The 24,299-nt window shown below is 71.8% G+C and carries 22 protein-coding genes and 2 pseudogenes; 11 read left to right on the forward strand and 13 right to left on the reverse strand.

Going from position 1 to position 24,299, the window contains the following annotated elements:
* Positions 1-151: 151 nt before the first annotated feature.
* Entirely contained in the window at positions 152-1,591 is a 1,440-nt protein-coding gene (guaB1, locus tag JOD51_RS07100) for a GMP reductase (RefSeq protein WP_204607634.1), read from the forward strand.
* A gap of 158 nt (positions 1,592-1,749) precedes the next feature.
* Here guaB1 and JOD51_RS07105 read toward each other — a convergent pair whose 3' ends face one another.
* From JOD51_RS07105 to JOD51_RS07115, 3 genes are all read right to left on the reverse strand, one after another.
* Positions 1,750-2,790 (reverse strand): hemolysin family protein, encoded by a 1,041-nt coding sequence (locus JOD51_RS07105; protein ID WP_204607635.1) that lies wholly within the window; start codon positions 2,788-2,790, stop codon positions 1,750-1,752.
* Positions 2,787-4,181, reverse strand: coding sequence for a hemolysin family protein (locus JOD51_RS07110; RefSeq protein WP_239540274.1), 1,395 nt, complete (start codon positions 4,179-4,181; stop codon positions 2,787-2,789). The genes JOD51_RS07105 and JOD51_RS07110 overlap by 4 nt, the downstream gene beginning before the upstream one ends.
* A gap of 169 nt (positions 4,182-4,350) precedes the next feature.
* Positions 4,351-4,971, reverse strand: a complete 621-nt coding sequence (locus JOD51_RS07115) for an HAD family hydrolase (RefSeq protein ID WP_204607636.1) — start codon at positions 4,969-4,971, stop codon at positions 4,351-4,353.
* Positions 4,972-4,995: 24 nt separating this feature from the next.
* On the opposite strand from JOD51_RS07115, the gene JOD51_RS07120 reads away from it, so the two are divergent.
* Positions 4,996-5,844: an ADP-dependent NAD(P)H-hydrate dehydratase gene (locus JOD51_RS07120; RefSeq protein WP_204607637.1), complete on the forward strand. Its 849-nt coding sequence runs from the start codon at positions 4,996-4,998 to the stop codon at positions 5,842-5,844.
* A 121-nt stretch (positions 5,845-5,965) separates the two neighbouring features.
* Here the strand turns inward: JOD51_RS07120 and JOD51_RS07125 are convergent, their stop codons facing one another.
* Complete coding sequence (locus tag JOD51_RS07125; RefSeq protein WP_259556666.1) at positions 5,966-6,697, reverse strand: YceI family protein; 732 nt, start codon at positions 6,695-6,697, stop codon at positions 5,966-5,968.
* 67 nt (positions 6,698-6,764) lie between these two features.
* On the opposite strand from JOD51_RS07125, the gene JOD51_RS07130 reads away from it, so the two are divergent.
* Positions 6,765-8,030: a glycosyltransferase family protein gene (locus JOD51_RS07130; RefSeq protein WP_259556667.1), complete on the forward strand. Its 1,266-nt coding sequence runs from the start codon at positions 6,765-6,767 to the stop codon at positions 8,028-8,030.
* An 88-nt stretch (positions 8,031-8,118) separates the two neighbouring features.
* Positions 8,119-8,427 (forward strand): thiamine-binding protein, encoded by a 309-nt coding sequence (locus tag JOD51_RS07135; RefSeq protein WP_111075542.1) that lies wholly within the window; start codon positions 8,119-8,121, stop codon positions 8,425-8,427.
* An 11-nt stretch (positions 8,428-8,438) separates the two neighbouring features.
* Here JOD51_RS07135 and JOD51_RS07140 read toward each other — a convergent pair whose 3' ends face one another.
* The 3 genes from JOD51_RS07140 to JOD51_RS07150 all read right to left on the reverse strand — a co-directional run bounded on the left by JOD51_RS07140 (position 8,439) and on the right by JOD51_RS07150 (position 11,692).
* Positions 8,439-8,882 carry a hypothetical protein gene (locus JOD51_RS07140; protein WP_204607640.1) on the reverse strand — a complete coding sequence of 148 codons (444 nt, stop codon included), beginning with the start codon at positions 8,880-8,882 and terminating at the stop codon, positions 8,439-8,441.
* A gap of 201 nt (positions 8,883-9,083) precedes the next feature.
* Positions 9,084-9,551 carry a hypothetical protein gene (locus tag JOD51_RS07145; protein WP_204607641.1) on the reverse strand — a complete coding sequence of 156 codons (468 nt, stop codon included), beginning with the start codon at positions 9,549-9,551 and terminating at the stop codon, positions 9,084-9,086.
* Complete coding sequence (locus JOD51_RS07150; RefSeq protein ID WP_307839417.1) at positions 9,545-11,692, reverse strand: RHS repeat domain-containing protein; 2,148 nt, start codon at positions 11,690-11,692, stop codon at positions 9,545-9,547. The genes JOD51_RS07145 and JOD51_RS07150 overlap by 7 nt, the downstream gene beginning before the upstream one ends.
* Before the next feature lie 400 nt (positions 11,693-12,092).
* Between JOD51_RS07150 and JOD51_RS07155 the strand changes: the two genes are divergently transcribed.
* Positions 12,093-13,361, forward strand: coding sequence for an MFS transporter (locus tag JOD51_RS07155; RefSeq protein ID WP_204607643.1), 1,269 nt, complete (start codon positions 12,093-12,095; stop codon positions 13,359-13,361).
* A gap of 200 nt (positions 13,362-13,561) precedes the next feature.
* Here JOD51_RS07155 and JOD51_RS07160 read toward each other — a convergent pair whose 3' ends face one another.
* The 5 genes from JOD51_RS07160 to JOD51_RS07180 all read right to left on the reverse strand — a co-directional run bounded on the left by JOD51_RS07160 (position 13,562) and on the right by JOD51_RS07180 (position 19,727).
* Complete coding sequence (locus JOD51_RS07160; RefSeq protein WP_110902095.1) at positions 13,562-14,233, reverse strand: response regulator transcription factor; 672 nt, start codon at positions 14,231-14,233, stop codon at positions 13,562-13,564.
* Between the two features lie 140 nt (positions 14,234-14,373).
* Positions 14,374-15,690, reverse strand: a complete 1,317-nt coding sequence (locus JOD51_RS07165) for a hypothetical protein (RefSeq protein WP_204607644.1) — start codon at positions 15,688-15,690, stop codon at positions 14,374-14,376.
* Positions 15,687-16,844: a sensor histidine kinase gene (locus JOD51_RS07170; protein ID WP_204607645.1), complete on the reverse strand. Its 1,158-nt coding sequence runs from the start codon at positions 16,842-16,844 to the stop codon at positions 15,687-15,689. Before JOD51_RS07170 ends, JOD51_RS07165 begins: the two co-directional genes overlap by 4 nt.
* A gap of 182 nt (positions 16,845-17,026) precedes the next feature.
* Entirely contained in the window at positions 17,027-18,226 is a 1,200-nt protein-coding gene (gene metX / locus JOD51_RS07175; RefSeq protein WP_204607646.1) for a homoserine O-acetyltransferase MetX, read from the reverse strand.
* 172 nt (positions 18,227-18,398) lie between these two features.
* The gene (locus tag JOD51_RS07180) at positions 18,399-19,727 is read right to left on the reverse strand and encodes a bifunctional o-acetylhomoserine/o-acetylserine sulfhydrylase (RefSeq protein ID WP_204607647.1); all 1,329 of its coding nucleotides are present in this window, start codon (positions 19,725-19,727) and stop codon (positions 18,399-18,401) included.
* A gap of 208 nt (positions 19,728-19,935) precedes the next feature.
* Between JOD51_RS07180 and JOD51_RS07185 the strand changes: the two are divergent.
* Positions 19,936-20,031, forward strand: a pseudogene (locus JOD51_RS07185) (DivIVA domain-containing protein); the annotation flags it as partial.
* Between the two features lie 33 nt (positions 20,032-20,064).
* Positions 20,065-20,214: pseudogene (locus JOD51_RS07190) on the forward strand (DivIVA domain-containing protein); the annotation flags it as partial.
* 42 nt (positions 20,215-20,256) lie between these two features.
* Here the strand turns inward: JOD51_RS07190 and JOD51_RS07195 are convergent.
* Entirely contained in the window at positions 20,257-21,348 is a 1,092-nt protein-coding gene (locus tag JOD51_RS07195; RefSeq protein WP_204607648.1) for an acyltransferase family protein, read from the reverse strand.
* An 89-nt stretch (positions 21,349-21,437) separates the two neighbouring features.
* On the opposite strand from JOD51_RS07195, the gene JOD51_RS07200 reads away from it, so the two are divergent.
* The 4 genes from JOD51_RS07200 (at position 21,438) to JOD51_RS07215 (ending at position 24,297) form a co-directional block, all read left to right on the forward strand.
* Positions 21,438-22,214 (forward strand): SDR family oxidoreductase, encoded by a 777-nt coding sequence (locus JOD51_RS07200; protein ID WP_204607649.1) that lies wholly within the window; start codon positions 21,438-21,440, stop codon positions 22,212-22,214.
* A gap of 147 nt (positions 22,215-22,361) precedes the next feature.
* Positions 22,362-22,892, forward strand: coding sequence for a phosphoribosyltransferase (locus JOD51_RS07205; RefSeq protein WP_181432864.1), 531 nt, complete (start codon positions 22,362-22,364; stop codon positions 22,890-22,892).
* Positions 22,889-23,608: a Type 1 glutamine amidotransferase-like domain-containing protein gene (locus tag JOD51_RS07210; RefSeq protein ID WP_204607650.1), complete on the forward strand. Its 720-nt coding sequence runs from the start codon at positions 22,889-22,891 to the stop codon at positions 23,606-23,608. The genes JOD51_RS07205 and JOD51_RS07210 overlap by 4 nt, the downstream gene beginning before the upstream one ends.
* A 2-nt stretch (positions 23,609-23,610) precedes the next feature.
* On the forward strand, positions 23,611-24,297 hold the full coding sequence (locus JOD51_RS07215) for a uracil-DNA glycosylase (protein WP_204607651.1): 687 nt from the start codon (positions 23,611-23,613) through the stop codon (positions 24,295-24,297).
* Positions 24,298-24,299: the final 2 nt, after the last annotated feature.

A 24,299-nucleotide genomic window follows, 5' to 3' on the forward strand; every position in this document is an offset into this window, starting at 1 on the left:
GTCGTGCAGGGCAACCCTGTCCCGCACGCCGTCAACCCTAGCCGCTCATCAGTGGCCGTGAGGTGGGAGACGGCGGGTGAGTCGAGCCTCCCGGGTGGGTCCGGGCGGCGCTCCCCGGCGGCCCTCCGTGCGCCGCCGTACAGTGGCCGTCATGAGGTTCTACGAGACGCGGCCGACCCACGACCTGACCTACTCCGACGTCTTCCTCGTCCCCAGCCGGTCGAGCGTGACGAGCCGTTTCGACGTGGACCTGTCGACGAACGACGGCACCGGTGCGACGATCCCGATCGTCAGTGCCAACATGAACTCGGTGACGGGTCCGCGGCTCGCGGCGACCCTCGCCCGTCGTGGCGGCCTCGGCGTCCTGCCACAGGACATGCACCTGCAGGACCTCGACGCGGCGATCCGCTGGGTCAAGGCGCAGCCGGTCGACTTCGACTCCGCCATCGACCTGGGTGCCGACGCCACGGTCGCCGAGGCGCTCGAGCAGCTGCTGCCCGTCGAGGGCCGCGGTGTCGTGGTCCGCGACGAGGCGGGGGAGTACCTGGGCTGCGTGCCCGCGACCCGGCTCGCGACCGCCGGGGCCGACGCGGTCCTCGGGGACCTGCTGCACGGAGCGACGACCGCGATCGACGCCGAGGACGCCGGGTCCTCCCGGCACGTGTACGACGTGCTCACCGCCGCCGGTGTCGACTTCGCGCCGGTGATGCGGCACGGCAGGGTCGTCGGTACCGTCAGCCCGACGAGCGCCATCCGCTCCGACATCTACCGACCCGCCGTGGACGCCTCCGGCCGCCTGCGTGTCGCCGCGGCCGTCGGCATCAACGGCGACGTCGCCGCGAAGGCCGCAGCCCTCGCCGACGCCGGGGTCGACGTGCTGGTCCTCGACACCGCACACGGTCACCAGGAGGGCATGATCCGCGCGCTCCGTGCGGTGTCCGCGCTCGACCTCGGCATCCCGCTCGTCGCGGGCAACGTCGTCACCGCCGACGCCGTCGCCCACCTGGTCGCCGCGGGCGCGTCGATCATCAAGGTCGGCGTCGGGCCGGGCGCGATGTGCACCACCCGCATGATGACCGCCGTGGGGCGTCCGCAGTTCTCCGCCGTCCTCGAGACCGCGGCGGCGGCTCGCTCGCTCGGTGCGCACGTCTGGGCCGACGGCGGTGTCCGCTACCCCCGTGACGTCGCCCTCGCCTTGGCCGCAGGTGCGTCGGCCGTGATGATCGGCTCGTGGTTCGCCGGCACGCTCGAGGCCCCCGGTGTCCTGCGCCGCGACGACGCCGGTCGGGCGTACAAGGAGAGCTGGGGGATGGCCTCCGCCAAGGCGGTGCGGGAGCGCTTCGAGCGTCTCGACCCGTACGAGCGGGCACGGAAGGCGCTTTTCGCCGAGGGCATCTCGTCGTCGACGATCTACCTGGACCCGGAGCGCCCGAGCGTCGAGGACCTGCTCGACATGATCACGACGGGCCTCCGCAGCTCGGCCACCTACGCGGGCGCGCAGTCGCTGACCGAGTTCGCGGACCGGGCCCTGGTCGGCATCCAGTCCGCCGCCGGCTACGAGGAGGGCAAGCCCCTCCCCGTCAGCTGGTAGCGTCCCGCAGCCCCCGCGAAACGCAATGTCGGCGTCGCCGCGCAGCGGTATCGCGTTGCGGCGGGGCGCCGAGGTTGCGTTTCGCGGGTCGGACGGACGGACGGACGGGAGGCGCGGAGCCAGCTGGCACCGCGCCTCCCGTCCGACTACTGGTGCGTCTACCGGCGCCGGGTGGCGTCCTCGACGGTGCCGATGAGCTCCTCGAGGATGTCCTCGAGGAACAGCACGCCCGTCGTCCGGCCGTCCGCGTCGAAGGCCCGCGCCACGTGGCGTCCGGCCCCGCGCATCGTCGCGAGTGCGTCCTCCAGGTCCATCTCCGTGTAGAGCGAGATGAGCTGGCGGATGCGCTTCGGCGGCACCGGGTCGTCGAACTCGTCCGGCCGCAGGTCGATGACGTCCTTGACGTGCACGTACCCGGTCGGGTCACCCGCGTCGTCGATGAGCACGTAGCGCGAGAAGCCCCGCTGGGCGACGGCCCGTTCGACGTCGGCCGGCGTCGCGTCCTCGTGCAGGGTGACGAGCCCGGACATCGGCACGGCGACGTCCTTGACCTTCTTCTCGGTGAACTCGAACGCCATCCGGAGCGTGCCGGAGTCGTCGGCCAGGGTGCCCTCGCGTCGGGACTGCTCGACGATCGTCTGGACCTCTTCGACGGTGTAGGCGCTGACGGCCTCGTCCTTGGGCTCGACCTTGAACAGGCGCAGCACGCCGTTCGCGACCTCGTTGAGCCCGACGACGACCCAGTGCAGGCCGTGACCGATGTACCAGAGCGTCGGCACGAGCAGCAGCGCCGCCCGGTCCGGCATCGAGAACGAGATGTTCTTCGGCACCATCTCGCCGAACACCACGTGCAGGAACGACACGAGCAGCAGCGTGAAGACGAACGCCACGATGCCGATCACCTCGGCGCTCCAGCCGGTCAGGTGCAGCGGGACCTCGAGCAGGTGGTGGATCGCCGGCTCGGACACGTTGAGGATGAGCAGCGAGCAGACCGTGATGCCGAGCTGCGTGGTCGCGAGCATCCGGGTGGCGTGCTCCATCGCCCACAGCGTCATCTGTGCAGCGCGGGAGCCCTGCTCGGCGCGCGGTTCGATCTGCGAGCGCCTGGCCGAGATGACGGCGAACTCCGCCGCGACGAAGAACGCGTTGCCGCCGAGCAGCACGACGAGCCAGAAGATGCCCCACCAGTCGGAACTCATCGGGTGGTCTCCTGGTCCGTCTCGGTGGTGCTCGTGGCGGTGGTGCGCTTGCCGCTGCTGCTGCCGCTCCGGGCAGTGCTGCTCCGAGCGCTGCTGCCGAGGGTGTCCTCGCCGACCGGATTCGGCGTGTACCGGATCCGGTCGATGCGGCGGCCGTCCAGGCGTTCGATGCGGAAGACGCCGGAGTCGATCGCGACCTCGTCACCGACCTGGGGCAGACGGCCGAGCTCCTGCATGAGGAACCCGCCGACGGTCTCGTAGGGGCCGTCCTCGGGGACGGTGACGCTCGCGCGGTCCTCGAGCTCGTCGGGGCGCAGCAGACCCGGGAAGGTCAGCCAGCCGCGGCTCCGGACGACGTCGATGCGTGCCCGGTCGTGCTCGTCGGACACCTCGCCGACGATCTCCTCGACTAGGTCCTCGAGCGTGACGACGCCGGCGGTCCCGCCGTACTCGTCGACGACGATGACCATCTGGTAGCCACGACCGCGCACCTCGGTGAGCAGGGTGTCGCCGGGCATGGTCTCCGGCACGCGCTCGGCGTCGGTCATCAGCGCGCCGACCGGCACCTCGGGACGCTTCTCACGCGGGACCGAGACGGCCTGCTTCACGTGCACGAGTCCGACGACGTCGTCCGCGTCCTCCTCGATGACGGGGAAGCGGCTGAAGCCGGTCCGGCGCGCCAGGGCGATGACCGCCTCGGCGCTGTCGGACACGCGGATCGTCGACAGGCGGGGACGCGGGGTCATCACGTCGCTGGCGCTCAGCTCGGAGAAGGACAGCGTGCGCTGGAGCAGCGTGGCGGTGTCCTGCTCGAGTGAGCCCTCGGACGCGGACCGGCGGAGGAGCGAGGTGAGTTCCTCGGCGCTCCGGGCCCCGGAGAGTTCCTCCTGCGGCTCGATGCCGATCCCGCGGAGGATGGCGTTCGCGGTGCCGTTGAGCAGGGCGACGGCCGGCTTGAACACCGTCGTGAAGCCGACCTGCAGCGGCACGACGAGTCGAGCGGTCTGCAGCGGCAGCGCGAGGGCGAAGTTCTTCGGCACGAGTTCGCCGAGGATCATCGACAGCAGCGTGGCGATGACGAGCGCCACGATCGAGCCGACGGTCTCGACGACACCCTCGGGCAGGTTCATCGCCAGGAACGGCGCTTCGAGCAGCTTCGCGATCGACGGCTCGAGCAGGTAACCGGTGAGCAGTGTCGTCAGCGTGATGCCGAGCTGCGCGCTGGACAGGTGCGTCGAGGTGACCTTGAGGGCACCGATGACGGTGCCGAGGCCGGTCTCACCGCGGTCACGCCGGGCTTCGACGTCGGCACGGTCGAGGTTGACGAGCGCGAACTCGGAGGCCACGAAGACGCCGGTGCCGAGCGTCAGCAGGATGCCGCCGATCAGCATGACGATGTCGACGGGGCTCACGAGGCGCACCTCGGAGTCGGGCAGCTCACTGTGTGAGCGGCGGGCATGTGATGGTCAGCACTAGGAGGGTCGTCCACAATGCCTCGATCGTACCGGGCGCTCCTCCGGAAGAAGCGAGAGGACGTCAGCAGCCGACCCGCGCCTCCCGTCAGCCGGCGGTCGCGAGCTCCTCGAGCGACCGACGGAGACCGGCCGCCGAGGTGAAGTGCACGCCGACGGCGCCGATCGCGTCCGCGCCGGCCGCGTTCTCCGCACGGTTGTCGACGAAGACCATCGCGCCCGGTTCGATGCCGAGTCGCGCGCAGGTCTCGCGGTAGATGGCCGCGTCAGGCTTGAGGACGTGCTCCTCGGCGCTCACCACGACCGTCTCGAACAGCGAGCCCATCGGGGAGCGGCGGTACGGGTCACCGAAGTCGAAGCCCGCGTTCGAGAGCAGCGCCACCCGGGTGCCGCCGTCGTGCAGCTCCTCGACGAGGGCCAGGACCTCGGGGTCGACCTCGAACCACCCGGTGAAGTCGAGCGCCCACAGCCGGTGGATCTCGGTCACCGACCAGGACCGGCCGGTGCGCTCGGCGATCGCACGCCAGTACGCGAGCACCGTCAGGTCGCCACGGTCCAGGTCGTGCCGGAGCTCCTGGTACACCGGGAACAGCGTGTCGGCCTCGAGCCCGGTCGCCTCGAGCAGTGCGGCGCGGGCGGCGTGCGGGGTCCGGCTGATCACCTCGCCGTAGTCGAAGACGACGACACGACCAGGCAGGGACAGGCTCATGCCCGTCACCGTACCGTGGGCACGATGAACGACTTCGTCTCCGTCCGACCCGCCGACGCCGCCCGCTGGATCACCGTCCCGACCGGCGACACCTCGAAGTACCGACGCGGGGTCCTCGGCGTCGCCACCGGGTCCGCGCAGTACCCGGGTGCCGCGGTGATGGGTGTCGACGCCGCGGTCCACACCGGTCTCGGCATGGTCCGCTACGTCGGGCCCGACCGCGCCACCGACTTCGTGCTCGCCCGACGGCCCGAGATCGTCGCCGGAGTCGGCCGCGTCCAGGCGTGGTTGGTCGGCTCGGGGATCTCGGCGGAGTCCCTCGACGCACTCGACGAGGCTACCCGCGCGGGCTTCACGCACGCCTCCGACGACGGGGTGCCGGTCGTCGTCGACGCCGGGGCGATCCCGCTCGTCGACCTCGGTCCGCTCGCGGTGCTCACCCCGCACGCCGGCGAGCTGGCGTCGCTGCTCGGCGTGTCGCGCGACGAGGTCGAGGGCGATCCGCGCGGCTCGGCCCTCCGCGCCGCCGAACGGAGCGGGAGCGTCGTGCTCCTCAAGGGCGCCGACACGCACGTCGTCACGCCCGACGGCGGGGTGCGGCTGGTCGCGTCCTCGGCGACGCCCTGGCTCGCGGCAGCGGGGGCAGGGGACGTCCTCGGCGGGGTCCTCGGGGCGCTCGTCGCCGCGCGCGCCGGCACGTCCGCGGTCGGACCGGAGGACCTGGCCCACCTGGCAGCGGCGGCGGCGGTCGTGCACGGGGTCGCGGCGCGTCGGGCCTCGCGGGGCGGGCCGTTCCCGATGACGTCGCTCATCGAGCAGCTGCCCGGGGTGGTGCGGGACCTCGCGGTCCGCGGGGACGCGGACGCGGACTGACGGAGCGGGCGTCTGCCTGCTGCCTGTCTGCCCGTCGGCCTGCTGACGGGAGGCCCGGGGCGGGCCGGTGGGGAGCCTCCCGTCCGTCAGCCGGTCGCGCCGCGACCCGCCCGGACGAAGGTCAGGACGACGGCGTGGCGTGCACGAGGAACTCGACCGACCCGGCGTCGTCGACCTTGACGAACCCCAGGTTCGGGGCCTGCACCGAGTAGTCCGAGAACGTGATCGGGACCGTGCCGGAGACGTCGACGCCGTCCCCGTTCAACCCGACCTGCAGCGTCGCGGTGACCGGCTTCGTGACGCCGTGCAGTTCGAGGGTCCCGGTCGCCTTCACGGTCGTCGTGCCGTTGCCCGTCGGGACGGCGTCCGAGACCGGCTGGGTGAGCGTGAACGTCGCCGTGGGGAACGCCTGCGTGTCGAGCGCCGAGTCACGGAAGTACGAGTCGCGCTGTGCGGAGTCCGTCGCGATGTCCCCGACCTGCACCGTGATGGTCGCCGCGCTGATCGTCGTGCCGTCGACGGTCGCCGACCCGGTGACCTCCGACGTGCGGCCGGTGACGGTGACGTCCGAGCCGTTGAGGACCTCGTGCACGCGGTAGCCGGCCTCGGAACCCGTGCCGACCGTCCACGCGCCGGACAGGTCCGCCGCGTCGAGCGTCGACGGGGCGCGGCTGGCGGCGACCGTCGGCGTGGCCGAGGCCTTGGCGTTCTCGCTCGACGTGTAGGCGCGGGTGCTGATCGCGACGGCGACCACGGCGACCACCGCCACCACGACGAGGACGACGAGCACGATGACGAGACGACGCCGAGGGCGAGGAGCCGGAGCGTCCGGCGGGTTCGGTGCGGAGGTCACCCGGAGACGGTGACACGTCACTCTCGGGATCGGCTGAGGATCGGCGGCCGGTCGGTACGCTCGTTCGGTGCGCAGGAACCCGTGGCCCGAGATCGTCGTCTTCGGGGTGGCGTTCGTCGCGGTGCACCTGGTGCTCTGGTACCTGACGCTCGTCGTGCCGAACCAGCCGATCGGTGACGTCACCATCACCTACCGGCGGTGGATCGAGTCCGGGCAGTCGTCGCACTTCTGGGTCGGCATCGACTCGCCCTGGGTCTACCCGATCCTGGCGATCGTCCCGATGGCGGCCGCGGCCCTCGGTGGCACCGCGTCGATCGGCACCGGGTGGCTGCTGCTCATGGTGCTGCTGAACGCCGTCGCGGCCGCCGTGCTCTGGCGGTTCCGTGCGTTCGGCGTCCGGGTCGTCTGGTGGTGGCTGGTGTTCCTGCTGGCCCTCGGTCCGATCGGGCTCGGCCGGATCGACACCGTCGCCACCGCGGTCGCCCTGGTCGGCGTGGCCTTCGTCGCCGGACGTCCGGGCATCGCCGCGGCCGTGTTCACCGTCGCCGCCTGGGTCAAGGTCTGGCCGGCCGCCCTGGTCGGCGTGCTGTTCGTCCTCCGTCGCGGGCGTCGCGGCGAGGTCGTCGCCGGGGCCCTCACCGTCACCGCGCTCGTCGTCCTGGTCGACGTGCTCTTCGGCGGCGCCGCCCACCTGCTCTCGTTCATCGGCGAACAGACCGGCCGCGGGCTGCAGATCGAGTCGCCGCTCGCGACGCCGTTCCTCTGGGCCGCCGCCGCCCACGTCCCCGGCGCGGCGGTCTTCTACGACCACGAGATCCTGACCTTCGAGGTCTCCGGCGCCGGCACCACCGTCGCCGCCGCACTGTCCACCCCGCTGATGGCGGCCGTCGTGGCCGTCGGCGTCGTCCTCGCCCTGCTCGCCGTCCGGACCGGGGCCCGCCGCACCCAGGTCGCCCCGGTGCTGGCGCTGCTGTTCGTCGCCGCCCTCATCGCCACGAACAAGGTCGGGTCGCCGCAGTACATCGGCTGGTTCGCCGTGCCGGTCGTCTGGGGGCTCGTCGCCGGGCGGGGGAGCGCCTGGCGGTTCCTGCCCGTCGCGGCCGCGATGCTGCCGATGGCCTTCCTCACGCAGCTCGTGTACCCGGGCTACTACGACCAGGTGCTCGCCGTGCAGCCGTGGATCCTCGTCGTCCTGTCGGTGCGGAACGCCCTCGAGGTCGCGGTGCTGGTGTGGGCGGTCGTGGTGCTCGTCCGGATGTGGCGGCAGGGGATCGTGCCACGGGCCTGGCGTCCGGCCGACGACCCGACGCACGCGGACCCCGTCGCGCGCTGAGGCCATCGCGCACTGACCCCATCGCGCACTGACCCCATCGCGCGCTGAGGCCGTCGCGCGCTGACGCGCAGCGGGGCAGGATGGAGGCATGATCGTCGCCTTCTCCATCGCCCCGTCCGGCGGCCCTGCCGCAACCGAGGACGGCTCCGTCCACGACGCCGTCGCGGCAGCCGTGCGGGTCGTCCGCGAGTCCGGCCTGCCGAACCGTACCTCGTCGATGTTCACCGAGCTCGAGGGGGAGTGGGACGAGGTCTTCGCCGTGGTCAAGGCCGCGACCGAGGCCGTCGCACCCTTCGGCACACGGGTCTCGCTCGTGCTGAAGGCCGACATCCGGCCCGGGCACACGGGGGAGTTGGACGGCAAGCTCGAGCGGCTCGAAGCGGCGCTCGGGGACTGAGCGGCGACCGATCAGCGGCTCCCCGACGGATCGCGTGTGAAGACGTAGTCCGGGCGGGGCGCATCGAGTGTGTGGGTGTAGAAGCCGAGCTCGTCGCCGTCGCGGTACCCCTTCCGCAAGAGGAGGTCGGCGAAGTAGAACCGGAGCTCCTTGGCGTCGGCTTCGGACAACCGCCACTTCCCCGCGAAGTCCACGGCGTCTCGGTGATCTGCGCACCCGGGCGGACTGCCCGAGTAGACCTCCGTCCCGCACGCCATCGACGCCGGGATGTCGTGTGCCGTGTAGGTGTTGTCGCCTGCGACCTCGAACCGAGCGGCGGCGTCCCCGCTCGCCGTCTGCAGCCGCCACGTCCCGACGTAGTCCTGCGGCCCGGGCTGCGCTGGCAGGGTGCAGCCGGTCAACGCCACGGTCATCGCCGCCAGGATTCCGGTGATCCCCGCACGACGTCTTGTCACCACTGCACTACTTCCTCTTTCCCTGTGAACCGTTCGGTGACCCGCGAGAAGGGGCCGTGGTCGCCGGCTGCCCGGTTGAGAGCCTCGTAACGGCAAGCTCGAGCGGCTCGAAGCGGCGCTCGGGGGCTGAACGACGACCGGTCAGCGACTTCCCGACGGATCGCGTGTGAAGACGTCGTCCGGGCGGGGCGCATCGAGCGTCTATCTCTTGGCGAAGAGGTAGTCGGGCTTCGGCTTGTCGATGGACCCCGTGTAGAAGCCGAGGGAGAAGGACTTGCCGAAGAAGCTGTCGAAATTGCGGTATGCCGTGCTGAAACTGAGGCCGTCGCTGTCGAGCCACACGGTGCCCTGCTCTTCGTCCGGTATCGACCACGTCCCGGCGGCAGAGACTGTGTCTGGGTTCGAGCGGCACGCGTCGATCTCTCGTCCTCCAGTTGACTGTCCGCACACGAGCACGGCCGGGAAGTCATGTGCCTCGAACGTCCCGTTGGGAGACAAGACCAATGAAGACGAGCCGCCATCAGCGCTCCTCGTCCAGGTCCCGATGTACTGATCGCGGAGGTCGCTTCCTCCGTCCTTCTGATCCGCGGTGCCCGAAGTGCAGGCAGCGAGCAACACCGAGATCGCAGCGATGGCGACGATCGCCATCGGTTTCATCCGGATCACCATTCCACTGTCTCCTTCCAAGTGAACTCCTCAGTCACACGCGACGCCGGGCCGTCCTCGCCAGCCGCACGATTGAGCCCCTCGTAGTCCGCTCCTGGGAACCGGAGGAGGGAACCGAGCGTCGTCTCGTTGACCGCGGTGTACTCGACCGTCGCCGTACCGTCTCCGTTCTCCCGAACCAGTCGCGCTTCGACGTCGTATGTCCCGAGAGCGAGGAGCGTGCGGTCACGTTCGCTCGCGATCGGCCACGTGAGCACCGTCCCTATGTCGCGTATAAGGTTCTCGTTGGAGAGCGATGCTGGCCCAGCCGAGTAGCCCAGCCTGTCTGAGACGACGGCATTCCCATCCTTCAGTCCCTTCACCGCCCTTTCTCGTCGAGCGGGCGTCAGCTCCTGGCTGACGGCCTGTGTCATCTTGCTGTCCGACCCGTACAATAGGGTCCTCGGCGACGTCCCCGTTGCCCATCCGAAGAGCATCTCACCCTGCCCGCTCGTCAGAACCGTCCCGGCATAGAAGTCCGCCGCCATACCGATGGGGATCCCGATCAGGGGCATGGGGCTCAAGAGCCCGAGCCAGAACCCGGGACCGGGCGAGGGGTCGAGGAGGGACATCCCGAGCAGCCAAGACAGCGCGTGCGAAGCATGGACGTCACCGTCCATCGCGAACGCGCCGTTGTTCGAGAACCGATGCGCGATGCCGAGGAGCCCTTGGCGCCCGGCACCGTAAGCGGCCAACTCCGCGTCCGTGATCGGGCGGAGGCCAGAAGGGTCGATCTGGTTCACCGGGTCGTTGCCGGCATACGAGTACGGGTTGTCCGACCACGCCGCACCCACCACCGCCGGCAGCGGGTCGGGCGAGAGGAACGAGCGCACCGACGGGTCGTACATGCGCGCGCCCGTGAATTCGAGCCCGCCGACCACGACGGTTCCGGTCGGGCTGACCCCGATGCCGTCCGGGAGGCCCGCAGCCGTGACGGCGTCCGTCGCCGTCCACGGGTCCGCGCGCTGTGTCGAGCGCGCTCGCCGCCAACCGGCAGACGTCCACGTCCCGTCGACGCCCAGGAGGCCGGGTGCCGTGACGACAGGTGCGTCGCCGACCGACATCAGGGTCGGCACCGGGGTCGTGGGGTCCCAGCTGAGCGTGGTGCCGTTGACCTCGGCGAGTTCCCCGAGGGCGTTCACCCAGAGGTCGGTGCGGTCGGTGCCGGTGCCGTCCTCGCGCACGACGGTGCGGAGATGACCCAGCTCGTCCCACGCGTACGACGTCGTGACCTCGTCTGACTCGGCTCGGACCCGCCGACCGAGGCCGTCGTACGCGAACCGGACGACTGAAGGAGCATCGCCGTGGCGTTCGGCCTCCAGGAGCGCTCCGGCTCCGTCGTGCGAGTACGAGCACCGGTCAGCGGCCCGCTGCTCGTCGACGAGCCGACCGGATCCGTCGTAGCTCCAGGTCGACACCGAGGACCCGTCACGGGCGGCGAGGAGCTGCGAGGCGGCGTCGTACTCGTACCGCACGGCCTCGCCGTCCGGTCCACGGACGGCTGTCAGACGCCCGCGGTCGTCGCGCTCGAGGACGGTCTCGCTGCCGTCGGAGGAGTGGCTGACGAGGAACCCGTCGTCGTACTCCCACGCCTGGGCGAGCGCTCCGGCGATGGCGCCGGTCAGGCGACCGTCTCCGTCGTGCCGGAACGTCGCCTCGGGGAAGTCCGACCGACGGATGGCGGTCAGGACGCCACCGCGGCCACGGTCGAACTCGGTCCGCACCCCGTCCGGGGGGACAACTGCGCGCTGGTTGCCCGCCGCGTCGTACTCCCACCGGGTCGTCGTGCTCCGACCGGCACGCGTCGTGGTGCGTCGGAGGAGTTCGCCCCGTGCTCCGTACTCCAGACGGTGGACGGTGGGCGTGCCGTCGGGATGCGTCAGGTCGTTGATCGTCACCGACCGTTCGTCGGCGTCCCGTGCGATGCTCGCGACGAGTCGGTCGTCGTGAGGCCCGACACGCCGCCGACGTTGCGGCGATGTCGGCGGTCGGGGGTGTGATGGGTCCATCAGCCGGTGCACGAGCACCGGCACCCACGACGGAAGGAGCCCGCTCATGATGCACGACGGTTGGTGCCCGGACTGCGACCTCCCTTCGGTCGTCATCGATTCCTCCGACGACGGCCAGCACGCCTGGGCCAGCTGTGCGGAGTGCGGCACCGGGTGGGTGCACCGCGACGAACTGCCGGAGGCGCGGACCACGTCCGGCACGTCGGTGCGGCGCCCGCAGCGGACGTCGGAGCAGCGCGCAGCCTGAGCGGTGTGCGGCCGACGGCCCGCATCTGACGGACGCGGCCGCGCCGATCGGGAATCCCGGTCGGCGCGGCCGCGTTCGTCGTGGTGTCAGCCGTCGCTCGGCGTCAGGTCGAATCGATTCGGCAGCCCCTTCCGTCGCCGGGTTGGAGCGGTCTACACTGATCCGGCAACCGTCCTGCCCGTGCTCGCCAACACCGTGCTCGCACCCACCGTGCCCGTCCCACCGTGCTCCGGCACGAGAACAGGTTCCATGTCCCAGCTCACGCCGGCACGCCGCACGCTCGCCATCCTCGCCCTCGCGCTGGGTGGCTTCGCCATCGGCACCACCGAGTTCGTCGCGATGGGCCTGCTGCCGAACATCGCCGAGGCCCTGCTGCCCGGCCAGTACGCCGCCGACCCGGACGGCGGGGTCGCCCACGCCGGGTGGCTCGTCAGCGCGTACGCACTCGGCGTCGTCATGGGTGCACCGACGATCGCCGCGATGTCGGCCAAGTTCCCGCGCAAGGGCCTGCTCATGGTGCTGCTCGTCGGGTTCGCCGTCGCGACCGTCGCCAGCGCGGTGCTGCCCTCGTTCGGCCTGGTGCTCGTCGCCCGGTTCGTCGCCGGCCTGCCGCACGGCGCCTACTTCGGGATCGCCTCCATCGTCGCCGGCGACATCATGGGTCCGGGCAAGCGCGGCAAGGGCATCGCCCTCGTGCTCCTCGGACTGTCCGTCGCGAACGTCGTCGGTGTCCCGGCGGTCACCTGGATCGGGCAGGTCGCCAGCTGGCGGATCGCCTACGGGGTCGTCGCCGCACTGTTCGTCCTGACCTTCTTCGCCGTCTCGTTCTTCGTGCCGCGCAGTGGACGTGACGTGCACGCGACCATCGGCCGGGAGCTCCGCGCGTTCAAGGTGCCGCAGGTCTGGATCGTGATGAGCCTGGGCGCGGTCGGCTTCGGCGGGTTCTTCGCCGTCTACTCGTACATCTCGCCACTGGTGCAGAACGTCACGGGGCTGTCGGAGTCCTCGGTGCCGCTGGTGCTCGTCGTGGTCGGGCTCGGCATGGTCGTCGGCGGACTGCTCGGCGGGTTCCTGGCCGACCGCAGCGTCAAGGCCACCATCTTCGTCGGGCTCTTCGCGCTGGTCGGGGCACTGCTCGTGACCGTCCTCACGGCGCAGTGGGTCGCCGGGCTGTTCGTGGGTGCGTTCCTGCTCGGAGCGACGTCGTCTGCGATCCCGCCGGCCGTGCAGTCCCGCCTGATGGACGTCGCCGGTGACGCCCGGACGATCGCGGCAGCGCTGAACCACTCGGCGTTCAACCTCGGCAACTCGCTGGGCGCAGCGCTCGGAGGCGCGGTCATCGCGGCCGGGTTCGGGTTCGTCGCCCCGGGCTGGCTCGGCATCGGCCTGGCGCTGCTCGGTGTCGTCGTCGCGGTGATCAGCTACGCGGTGGAGAACCGCACGAACCGACGCGCAGCGTCGGTCCGGACCGCGGGGGCCAGCACCGGCCCGATCCGCGAGTCCGTGTCCTCGCACTGACACCCGCCTGCCGGACGCGGCCCCGGGCCTCCCGGCCGGCCGACGCGCCCGTCGCACGCTGACAGCACCGTCGGAGCATCCCCGAGGTCGCACGACGTGCCGTCGGCGTCACGCCCAGGTCGCAGAACACGCCGCCCAGGTCAGACCTGAGCGGCGTGTTGTGCGACCTCGAGACGTGCCAGCCAAGCCAGCCCGGCCCCCTACAACCCGTGCGGGGAACCGTCCTGGACGATGATCCCGTCGGTGATCGCCCGCTTCCGCAGCGCCACCTTCGTGCCGACGTCGAACCCGGCGACGCGGTACTTCTCGCGGATGCGCTTGAGGTAGCTCTTCGCCGTCTCCTCGGAGATGCCGAGCTGGTAGGCGACGCTCTTCACGGGCTCGCCGCCGCCGTACAGCGCCATCACGCGACGCTCCTGCGCGCTGAGCTTCGGCACCCCGCCGACGTCGCCGCTGTTGATGGCCAGGTCGAGTTCGGCGGACACGTACTGCTCGCCGCGCTGTGCCGCGCGGATCGCCTCGACGATCATGGCCGCGTCCTCGCTCTTGACCAGGTAGCCGAGTGCACCGGCGCCGAGGGCCTCACGGACCACGTTCGGCTCGGAGTAGGTGCTCATCACGACGGTCTTCACCCCGGCGGTCTTCAGCGTCGAGATCTTCAGCGACACCGGGATCGAGTCCTTGAGGTCCAGGTCGAGCAGGACGACGTCGACGGGGAAGGCGGGGCTGGTGAGCAGCTCCGGCCAGGTGGTGACCGCGGTGACCATCGCGATGTCGTCCGCGGCGTTGCGGATCCACTCGGTCAGGGCGCTGAGCAGCATCCGGTGGTCGTCGACGAGCGCGAGTCTGATCGGTTCTGCTGGAGTCGCCATGCGCGGTGGTCCTTTCTGGTGGGTCCCTGACGGGCCTGCTGATCCTAGGAGGATCGTCGGTCCGGTTCGGGGAGGCTGGCCATGGTGTCCGGTAGCGGCACTCGCGTGTCCGTGCTGCCGCCGGGAGGCTCGTGGTTGCGTCACATCTGCGGGTGCCGGTTGACGACGCAGTGCGCCGTGACGTGCAGCACGCCGTCCCGGACGCTGTCGGTGTACGGGCCGATGCGCTGCAGGGCGGTCCACGCGGCGGGGCCGAGGCGACGGCGGGGGACGCCGCGCGACTCGATGACCACGGGGACGTCCATGGTGTCGTCGGTGACGGGGTGGCCGTCGCTGCCGACGGGGCCGAGGGTGACCGAGACGACGGGCACGCCGGGCTGCTGGGTCCGGCCGTCGCCGACCATCTGCCACAGCGCCTGCAGCAGGCCGTCGCGCTGGGCGGGGGTGAGGTGTCCGGCGAGGGCGCTCGGGTCGGTGACGGCGACGGACCGGCCGAGGTTGTCGGACTCCGTGATCGCGTGGTACAGCCAGGTCTCGCGGCGACCCTCGATGAGGTGCAGGCGGAGTTCGGTGGCCAGGGACGCGGCGACCGAGGCGGACGCGTCGGAGAGCGGCAGCGGGTCGGAGCCGTTCGCGACGGCGTCGAGGAGCTTCTCGGCCGCCAGGTCCAGGCGGGCGAGTTCGTCCGAGGCGAGCATCCCGACGGCGAACTGCGGGGCGCCGACGTTGCTCTGCACCAGGACACGGTCGAGTTCGCGTTGGACGAGCTGCCGGAAGCGGTGCACGACGAACAGGGCGACGGACGGCGGGACGAGGGTGACGGCGAGCATCGTCACGATGCCGGGCAGGGTCTCGGTCGTCAGCGGGGTGGAGACCGCGGCGTAGACGACGAACGCCAGGCCGAGGGCGACGATGGCGGCGACGACCTCCCGCGCGGGCCGGAGGGTCGTGATCGGCAGGAGTGCGAACCCGGCGGCCATCGCCGCGGTCGCGAAGTGGCCGACGTCGTGCTCGGCCCAGATGCCGATGAAGTCGAGCGTGACGATGCAGGCGAGGACGACGCAGATCAGTCCGAACGCGACGCCGGTCAGGCGTTCGCCGTAGGTGAGGACGGTTGCCAGGACGCAGCTCGCGGCGACCACGAACAGGGCCCAGGCGGTGGCCGTCATCCACGGGTTCGTGTAGTCGTCCCAGTGCACGAGGAAGAAGACGATGCCGCCGAGCGCCTCCAGCCCGGTGAGCACGGCGGCACCGAGACCCAGGTGGCCGGCGCCGAGCGAGGCGCCGGGCTGGGCCGCCTGCCGGAGCGAGCGTGCGCCGGTCGAGGTGGAGGGGAGGCCGCGCGCCTGTCGACGTTCGGTGCCTCGGTAGCGTTCGCGGGCCTCCCGGCGGGTGCGGGGTGCGTTCTGCTCGCCGGGCAGGCCGCGGCCGAAGGTGTCCTCGGGGACGCCGCTCATCGGGGTGCCTCCAGGACGACGGTGGTGCCGGCGCCGGGGGCCGAGAACAGGCGGGCGTCGCCGCCGACCTCGCGGAGCCGGTTCACGACGCTCTCCTTGAAGCCGAGCCGTTCGGCGCTGACGGTGTCGAGTTCGAAGCCGACGCCGGAGTCGGTGACCATCGCGCGGACCATCGCCTCGTCGTGCACGATCGTCACGTGCGCCTCGGGGACGCCGGCGTGCCGGCGGACGTTCTCCAGGCACTCGCCGAGCGCGAGCAGGAAGGCGTCGAGCACGTGCTTCGGCAGCAGGACCTGCCCGGTGCCGTGCCAGGCGACCTCCAGGCCCATCCGGCCGAAGCGCTGCTTGACGGACTCGAGGGTCTGGCCGAGCGGCGACTCCTCGGTCCGGGTCAGCGAGTAGTCGCCGGACTGCTGCGGCTGCGGGGTGGCGCCGAGGCGGAGGTGCCGGAGGAGCCGGGCGTCCTCGGCGGCCTGCTCGCGCATCGCGTGCTCGGAGACGCCGACGCCGGAGTGTGCCAGCAGGGTGAGGGTGGCGAGCACCGTGTCGTGCAGCAGGCGGGCGCCCTGGCGGCGCTGCGCCTCGGTCTCGCTGGCCTGGCGTTCGGCGCGGTGCGCGGTGCCGATGCTGTAGATGCGCCGGGCGACGCGGGGGATGCTCCGACTGATCCAGACGGCGATGACGGCGATCAGGACCCAGCCGAGCAGGACGCCACTGACCGGGGCGGAGAGGACGGCGCCGCTGGCCCAGCTCATCAGCGCGAGCGAGACGACCCCGGCGCCGGCGGCGAGGCCGAGACCGGCGCGGTGGCCACGCTGCGCCATGAGGAGCGAGGCGAGTCCGCCGCCGGCGAGCGGGACGAGCGCGCTGGCGATCACCCCGCGGTCGTCGGGTGCGACGGACGTGGTCAGGATCGCGACGGCGCCGAGGCCGCTGACGACGGTGGCGGCCGTCCACCAGGTCGAGCCGTTCCAGCCGAACGCCACGAGCGCGCCGACCATCACGGCGATGCAGGCGAACGCGGCGACGAGTGGCAGCGCGGGCACCGCGAGGGACGTGGCCACGCCCACGACGCTGACGAGCGCGCAGACGATGCCCACGACACGGGTCGTCGACCGGAGGAGTCGGTCACGTTCCTGCGCGAGGAGTTCCATCGTTGGTCCTGGCTGTTCCTGGTTCGGGAGAGCTGGTGGGTTCTTGGGAAACCGAGCACTGGTCGACACCGTGCCCTCTGCATCATTCCACGGGCGACACCCGTGATGGGGTCTTCGGCACGCGGGGGTCGACGGATCGGTCTGCCGGTGTCCCGTCTTCCGGGGACAACCGTGCACCCCGATCAGTCGAGCAGGCGCCGCAGGTGCGCCCCGACGGCCTCGTGTTCGATGAGGAAACCGTCGTGCCCGAACTCGCTCGTGATCACCGCGGCCCGGTCGCCGTCCAGCGTGTCGGGGACCCCGGCGGCGATGCGGTGCTGGTCCTCGACGGGGAACAGCCGGTCGCTGGACACCCCGACGACGAGGGTCCGCGCGGTCACCCGGGCGAGCGCTGCCGCCGCCCCGCCGCGGCCGGCACCGACGTCGTGCGAGTCCATCGCGTGGGTGAGGGCGACGTACGAGGCCGCGTCGAAGCGCCGGGTGAACTTGTTGCCGTGGAAGTCGAGGTAGCTCTCCACCGAGAACCGACCGTCGTCACCGAGCGGGGAGACGTCGCTCTGCCACGAGCGGGCGAACCGGCCGTTCAGCTCGTCGGACGCCCGGTACGTCATCATCGCCATCCGCCGGGCGAGCGCCAGGCCGCGGTGCGGGCCCTCGCCCGGTTCGGCGTCGTGGTGGTCGCCGCCGGCGTAGCCCGGGTCCATCTGGATCGCGGCCCGCTGCAGCGAGTTCGCGGCGATCTGGTCGGCGGTGGTCTGCGCGGTGCTCGCCAGCACCGCGAGTCGGGCGACGCGCTCGGGGCAGGTGACCGCGGCCTCCAGGGCCTGCATGCCGCCCATCGACCCGCCGACGACGGCGGCGAACCGGTCGATGCCGAGCCGGTCGGCCAGGCGCAGCTGCGTGGCGACCTGGTCCCGGATCGTGACGAACGGGAACCGCGAGCCCCACTCGTGTCCGTCGGGCGCGGGCGACGACGGTCCGGTGGTGCCCTGGCAGCCGCCCAGCATGTTCGGGGCGACGACGAACCAGCGGTCGGTGTCGATCGCGCGGCCGGGGCCGACGACGTCACCCCACCACCCGGCGGTGCGGTGGCCCGGTCCGGGCGGGCCGGCGACGTGCGAGTCGCCGGTCATGGCGTGGAACACCAGGACGGCGTTGTCGGCGGCGGGGGAGAGCGTGCCCCAGGTCTCGTAGGCGACACGGACCGAGGGGATGCGCCCACCGCGGACGAACTGCTCGCCGAGGGTCTCGAACCGCCTGGCCCCGGGCGGGTCGCCCGGCCGCCAGGCGCCGGTCACGGGTGGCTTGCCGAGGGTGCCGAGCTCGGCGCCGGGCACCATGGTGGACGGCACGGAGTCCTCAGGGGTCGTCTGCCAGTCCATCGTGCGTCCATTCTGGCGGGAGGCTCGCCCCACCACCGCCGTGTTACGTCACGCCCGGCGGCGGCGCGGCGCCGGCGGGGCCGCGAAACGCAACCCGGGCGGCTTCCCGCAACGGAGTACCGCTGCGAGGAGCCGCCCGGGTTGCGTTTCGCGAGGGGGCCGGGGGCAGGGGTCAGGCGCGGAGGCCCGCCTGGGCGACGGCGCGGGCCGCGGTGAGCCCGGCCTCGAGGTCGGCCTTGAGGTCCTCGACGTTCTCGATCCCCACCGACAGGCGCACCAGCCCCGGCGTGACCCCGGTGGTGAGCTGCTGCTCCGGCGTGAGCTGCGAGTGCGTGGTCGACGCCGGGTGGATGACGAGCGAGCGGACGTCGCCGATGTTCGCCAGGTGCGAGAACAGCTGCAGCTCGTCGACCAGGGCACGGCCGGCGTCGACCCCGCCCTTGAGCTCGAAGGACAGCACCGCGCCGACACCCCGCGGCGCGTACTTCGTCGCCGCCGGGTACCAGGGACTCGTCGGCAGCCCCGCGTACGCCACGGTCGCCACGTCCGGGTGCCGGTCGAGCCACTCCGCGATCTCCTGCGCGTTCGACACGTGCCGTTCGATCCGCAGGCTCAGGGTCTCGATGCCCTGCAGGAGCGCGAACGCGGTGTCCGGCGAGTTCGACGCACCCAGGTCTCGGAGCAGCTGCACGCGGGCCTTCGTGATGTAGGCCAACCCGTCACCGACCGCCTGCGCGAACACCACCCCGTGGTACGAGGGGTCGGGCGTGTTGAACTCCGGGAACCGCTCGCCGTGCTCGGACCAGGCGAACGTGCCACCGTCGACGATGATGCCGCCGATGACCGTGCCGTGCCCGCCGAGGAACTTCGTCGCCGAGTGCACCACGATGTCCGCGCCGTGCTCGAACGGACGGATCAGGTACGGCGTCGCGATCGTGTTGTCGACGATCAGCGGCACGCCGGACGCGTGCGCGACACCCGCGACGGTCTCGATGTCCAGGACGTTGATGCGCGGGTTGCCGATGGTCTCGGCGAAGAACAGCTTCGTGTTCGGACGGACCGCGCGACGCCACTCCTCCGGGTCGTCCTGGTCCTCGACGAAGGTCGTCTCGATGCCGAGCTTCGCCAGCGTGTACTTGAACAGGTTGTACGTGCCGCCGTAGATCGACGACGACGACACGATGTGGTCCCCAGCGCCCGCGATGTTGAGCACCGCGTAGGTCTCCGCCGCCTGGCCGCTCGACACGAGCAACGCCCCGGTGCCGCCCTCGAGCGCCGCGAGACGCTGCTCCACCACGTCGTTCGTCGGGTTCATGATGCGCGAGTAGATGTTGCCCGGCTGCGCCAACGCGAACAGGTCACGGGCGTGGTCCGAGTTCTCGAACACGTAGGACGTCGTCTTGTAGATCGGCGTCGCCCGGGCACCCGTCGTCGGATCCGGTCGCGCCCCGGCGTGGATCTGCGTGGTCTCGAACCGCCAGGCGGCTGCGTCGTTGGTCATCGGGATCTCCTGTCCGTCACCGTGCTCGTCGGGTCGGCACGTGCATCGACACGCACGCCGGCCGGGAGGACCGCCGCGCCCGTGCGTCGACCGTCACGGTACGCAGACGGCCGGCCGGGCACCAGCGCGCGCGTCGTCGGACGTAATGCGACGCCGGGCCGACCCGTGCCAGGATCGAGCTGCACCGACGCCGACCGAGGGGGACGACATGCGCGCACAGGACGTGGCGGAGAAGCGGTTCCAGCCGACGAAGTACCGGAACGGGTACGACCAGCAGGACGTCGACGACCTGCTCGACCGGGTCCAGGCGACCCTCATCGTGGCCGACGGGGGCACGATCCCGACGACCGGCCGGCTCGCCACCGCGAAGCCCCTCCGTCCCGAGGACGTGAAGGGCGCCCGCTTCCGTGTGACCCGGTGGCGCGAAGGCTACGACCAGGACCAGGTCGACGACTTCCTCGACGACGTCGTCGCCGAGCTCCGGCGACGCGGGCGCGGCTAGGACCCGGGCGCGGCCACGACTCGGGCGCTAGGCCGGATCGCGGCGGAACAGCCAGTCGACCTTCGGCTCCAGCAACCACCGCATCCCGCGTCGGACGAACGGCTGCGCCAGGAACAGGCTCACCGCACACGCCACCAGCACCATCAGCAGCACGAACGGCCACGCCGAGTGCTCACCTGCCAGGACCCCGGACTCACGGATCGGGTAGAGCAGGAACGTGTGCAGCAGGTACACGTACATCGTCGCCGCACCGAACTGCGTCAGCCAGACGTTCCGCCGGGGGACCAGCACCAGGAACGACGCCGTCAACAGCGTCGCGAGCAGCATCAGCCCGAACCGCACAGCACCGGCCCACCAGGCGTCCTCACCCAGGCCCGAGTACGAGTCGTCGTAGAAGAACCAGTGGTGCAGGTCGAACTCCTTGAACTGCGGGATCCACAGCGCACACGACACCGCCCACCCCGCGAAGACCGCACCCGCGACGACCCGCACCCGCACCACCGTGCGACGGGACGCCTCGTACCAGCGGTCGAACAGCCCCCACTGCTTCACCTGCCACCCGAGCAGGAAGAACGGCAACAGGCTGATCGCCCGACCCAGGGACAGCGTCGAGTCCACGTTGTCGAAGTAGCCGACACCGATGCTCAGGACCACCGCCCACACCAGCGGCCACCGCAGCTGCGCCAGGTACGGCAGGATCAGCCGGAAGATCCCCAGCGCCAACAGGAACCACAGTGTCCACGTCGGCTTCGTCGGGTTGAACTCCTTGCCGCCCTCCACCACCGCCTGCACCACGGTCCAGATCGTCTGCATGATGATGTACGGCACCACGATGTCCGTGAACGTCCGCCGCATCCGCTTCGCCGTCGGGGTGTCCGCCGACGAGAAGTACCCGCTGATCACACCGAACGCGGGCATGTGGAACGCGTAGATGAACGTGTACAGCGCCAGCGCGTGCTCGCTGCCCGTCGTCTGCCGCTGGATCGCGTGCCCGATCACCACCAGCGTCACCGCCAGGAACCGGGCCGTGTCCCACATCGGGATCCGTCGCCTGAGCCGACCCGGGTCGAGCGCCCCCGCCGGGGCAGAGGGCGCGGGAGGGGCGGCGTCCGTCGTCATCCTCCGCACGTTACCGTCCGACGGCTGCCCCCGTGTCGGTAGCGTGGCCTCCGCGCCCCCCCCGGCGCCACCCACCCGCGAGGAGCACCATGACCACACGTCGAGCCGTCGTCACCGGAGCCAGCTCCGGCATCGGCGCCGCCACCGTCCGCCTGTTCCGCCAGCACGGCTGGGACGTCCTCGCCGTCGCCCGCCGCGCCGACCGACTCGAGGCGCTCGCCGCGGAGACCGGCGCGGACACCCTGGTCGTCGACGTCACGGACGACGCCGACGTGACGGCGCTCGCCACACGGGTCGACGAGCTCGGCGGCGTGGACGTGCTCGTCAACAACGCCGGTGGAGCGTTCGGGTCGGCCTCGGTCGAGCACGGCGACGTCGACGACTGGCGGGCGATGTTCGAGGTGAACGTCCTCGGCACGAAGCGTGTCACCGCGGCCCTCCTGCCGGCCCTCCGTCGTCGTGCGGCCGCGGTCGGTGGTGCCGACGTCGTCACCGTGACGAGCACCGCTGGCTTCGTCGCGTACGAGAACGGCGGCGGGTACGTCGCCGCGAAGCACGCCGAGCACGCCCTGGTCGGGGTGCTCCGGCTCGAGCTGAACGGCGAACCGATCCGCGTCGTCGAGATCGCTCCCGGCATGGTGAAGACCGACGAGTTCGCCCTCGTCCGGTTCGGCGGCGACCGTGACGCGGCTGCCGCGGTCTACGACGGGGTGGAGGCACCGCTGGTCGCCGACGACGTGGCCGAGGCGATCGTGCACGCGGTCGAGCTGCCGGCGCACGTCAACCTGGACCTGGTGACGGTCCGGCCGGTGGCGCAGTCGGCGCAGCACAAGCTCGCGCGCGGGCCGCTGACCCCGAAGGTGTAGCGACCGGCAGCGCACCCGCGCCGGCAGCGCACCCGCGCCGGCACCAGCCGCGCCGGCACCACCCGCGCCGGCACCACCCGGGCGGCGCACCGCCCGGGTGGGCAACGCGGGTCGCGGGCGGAGCATCCCTGCCGGTACCGTGGGCGGATGCCGATCAGCAGCGAACCCGCGGAGTCTCCCGCCTCGTCGACCGTGACCGTGACGAGCGGACCGGAGGTGCTCGGCTGGCTCGAGTTCGGCGACGCCGCCCGGTTGCTCGCGAAGGACGTCCTGTCCGCTGGCTTCGAGCCCGAGGTCGTCGTCGCCGTGGCCCGCGGTGGGCTCATCATCGCCGGTGCCGTGGCCTACGCCCTCGGCACGAAGGAGTGCGGCTCGATCAACGTCGAGTTCTACACCGACGTCGAGCAGCGCCTGGAGGAGCCCGTCGTCCTCGCGCCGGCCCTCGACGCCCCGAGCCTCGCCGGCAAGCGGGTCCTGGTCGTCGACGACGTGTCCGACTCCGGCCGCACCCTGGCCCTGGTGGTCGACATCATCCGCACCGCGGGAGCCGACGTCCGCAGCGCCTGCCTGTACTCGAAGCCCGGCACCGTCCTCGAGCCGGACCACGTCTGGCGTCGTGTCGACGGCTGGATCACGTTCCCGTGGAGCGCCCTCGCCCCGGTGACGGCCGAGTCGTGAGCATCCACCTGGTCGGCGGCGGTCCCTTCGTCGCCGCGGACGCCGCCGCGCCCTTCACCGCCGAGGCCACCGCACGCTCAGCCGCCGTCGGTCGTACCGTACCGCGCATCGCGCTGCTCTCCGTCGCCGGTGCCGACGGGTCCTCGCCGTCCTCGACCGCGGACATCGCCGAGGTCCTCGGTGGCTCCCGTGCCGCCGAGGTCCTGGTCACCGAGGTCGCCGCGGGCGGGGTCTTCGACACCACGGTCCTCAGCGACGTCGACGCACTCGTCGTGAACGGCGGCCGGACGCCCGACTACCTGGACGCCGTCGCCCCGCTCGTCGACCAGATCCGCCTGCTCGTCGCCGACGGGCTGCCCTACCTCGGCTACTCGGCCGGCGCGATGATCGCCGCGGACCGGGCCCTGGTCGGCGGCTTCCGCATCGGCGGCGTCGAGGTCTGCCCGGAAGCCGCGTCCGAGGGCCTGGACGAGGTCGAGCTCCGCGAAGGGCTCGGGCTCGTCGACCTGACGATCGACGTGCACGCGGTCCAGGCCGGCACCCTCGCCCGCCTCGTGGCCGCGGCCGAGGCCGAGTTCGTCACCGCGGGCCTGGCCATCGACGAGGACACCACGCTGGTCGTCGGCGAGGGCGCGCTCGAGGTCCGCGGCACCGGGAGCGTCTGGCGGGTGGTGGCGGGCGACGAGTCCGTCGCGGTCGCCACCATGGGCGCCTGAGCGTGCAGCCGAAGCCCCTCGTCGACCTGGTCGACCCCGGCTGGGCGGAAGCACTCGCACCCGTCGAGGACGACGTCCACCGCATCGGTGACTGGCTCCGCGCCGAGACCGACGCCGGACGCCCGTACCTGCCCGCCGGTCCCGCCGTGCTCCGCGCCTTCGAGGACCCGTTCGACCGGGTGAAGGTGCTCGTCGTCGGGCAGGACCCCTACCCGACGCCCGGGCACCCGATCGGGCTGTCCTTCGCCGTCGACCCGCACGTCCGCCCGGTCCCGCGCAGCCTGCAGAACGTCTACCGCGAGCTGCACGACGACCTCGGTGTCACCCCGCCCCCGCACGGCGACCTGCGCGCCTGGTCGGACCAGGGCGTGCTGCTGCTCAACCGGGTGCTCACCGTCGGCGTCGGCGAACCCGCCAGCCACCGCGGCAAGGGCTGGGAGCGCGTCACCGAGCGGGCCGTGGAGGCGCTCGTCGCCCGTGGCCTTCCGCTCGTCGCCGTGCTCTGGGGTGCGCAGGCCGCGTCGGTCCGGCCGCTCCTCGGCGACACCCCGGTCGTGGCGTCGGCACACCCCAGCCCGCTCAGCGCCTCCCGCGGGTTCTTCGGCAGCCGGCCGTTCTCGGCGGTCAACGACCTGCTCGTCGCCCAGGGCGCGGACCCCGTCGACTGGACACTGCCGACGGAGGCATGACG

This window comes from Curtobacterium herbarum, from assembly GCF_016907335.1.
Lineage (GTDB): Bacteria > Actinomycetota > Actinomycetes > Actinomycetales > Microbacteriaceae > Curtobacterium > Curtobacterium herbarum.

Coding starts and splice junctions, on each gene's coding strand:
- guaB1 (WP_204607634.1), top strand. CDS start 152: ATGAGGTTCTACGAGACGCGGCCGACCCACGACCTGACCTACTCCGAC.
- JOD51_RS07105 (WP_204607635.1), bottom strand. CDS start 2,790: ATGAGTTCCGACTGGTGGGGCATCTTCTGGCTCGTCGTGCTGCTCGGC.
- JOD51_RS07110 (WP_239540274.1), bottom strand. CDS start 4,181: ATGCTGATCGGCGGCATCCTGCTGACGCTCGGCACCGGCGTCTTCGTG.
- JOD51_RS07115 (WP_204607636.1), bottom strand. CDS start 4,971: ATGAGCCTGTCCCTGCCTGGTCGTGTCGTCGTCTTCGACTACGGCGAG.
- JOD51_RS07120 (WP_204607637.1), top strand. CDS start 4,996: ATGAACGACTTCGTCTCCGTCCGACCCGCCGACGCCGCCCGCTGGATC.
- JOD51_RS07135 (WP_111075542.1), top strand. CDS start 8,119: ATGATCGTCGCCTTCTCCATCGCCCCGTCCGGCGGCCCTGCCGCAACC.
- JOD51_RS07145 (WP_204607641.1), bottom strand. CDS start 9,551: ATGGTGATCCGGATGAAACCGATGGCGATCGTCGCCATCGCTGCGATC.
- JOD51_RS07150 (WP_307839417.1), bottom strand. CDS start 11,692: ATGACGACCGAAGGGAGGTCGCAGTCCGGGCACCAACCGTCGTGCATC.
- JOD51_RS07155 (WP_204607643.1), top strand. CDS start 12,093: ATGTCCCAGCTCACGCCGGCACGCCGCACGCTCGCCATCCTCGCCCTC.
- JOD51_RS07160 (WP_110902095.1), bottom strand. CDS start 14,233: ATGGCGACTCCAGCAGAACCGATCAGACTCGCGCTCGTCGACGACCAC.
- JOD51_RS07165 (WP_204607644.1), bottom strand. CDS start 15,690: ATGAGCGGCGTCCCCGAGGACACCTTCGGCCGCGGCCTGCCCGGCGAG.
- JOD51_RS07170 (WP_204607645.1), bottom strand. CDS start 16,844: ATGGAACTCCTCGCGCAGGAACGTGACCGACTCCTCCGGTCGACGACC.
- metX (WP_204607646.1), bottom strand. CDS start 18,226: ATGGACTGGCAGACGACCCCTGAGGACTCCGTGCCGTCCACCATGGTG.
- JOD51_RS07180 (WP_204607647.1), bottom strand. CDS start 19,727: ATGACCAACGACGCAGCCGCCTGGCGGTTCGAGACCACGCAGATCCAC.
- JOD51_RS07195 (WP_204607648.1), bottom strand. CDS start 21,348: ATGACGACGGACGCCGCCCCTCCCGCGCCCTCTGCCCCGGCGGGGGCG.
- JOD51_RS07200 (WP_204607649.1), top strand. CDS start 21,438: ATGACCACACGTCGAGCCGTCGTCACCGGAGCCAGCTCCGGCATCGGC.
- JOD51_RS07205 (WP_181432864.1), top strand. CDS start 22,362: ATGCCGATCAGCAGCGAACCCGCGGAGTCTCCCGCCTCGTCGACCGTG.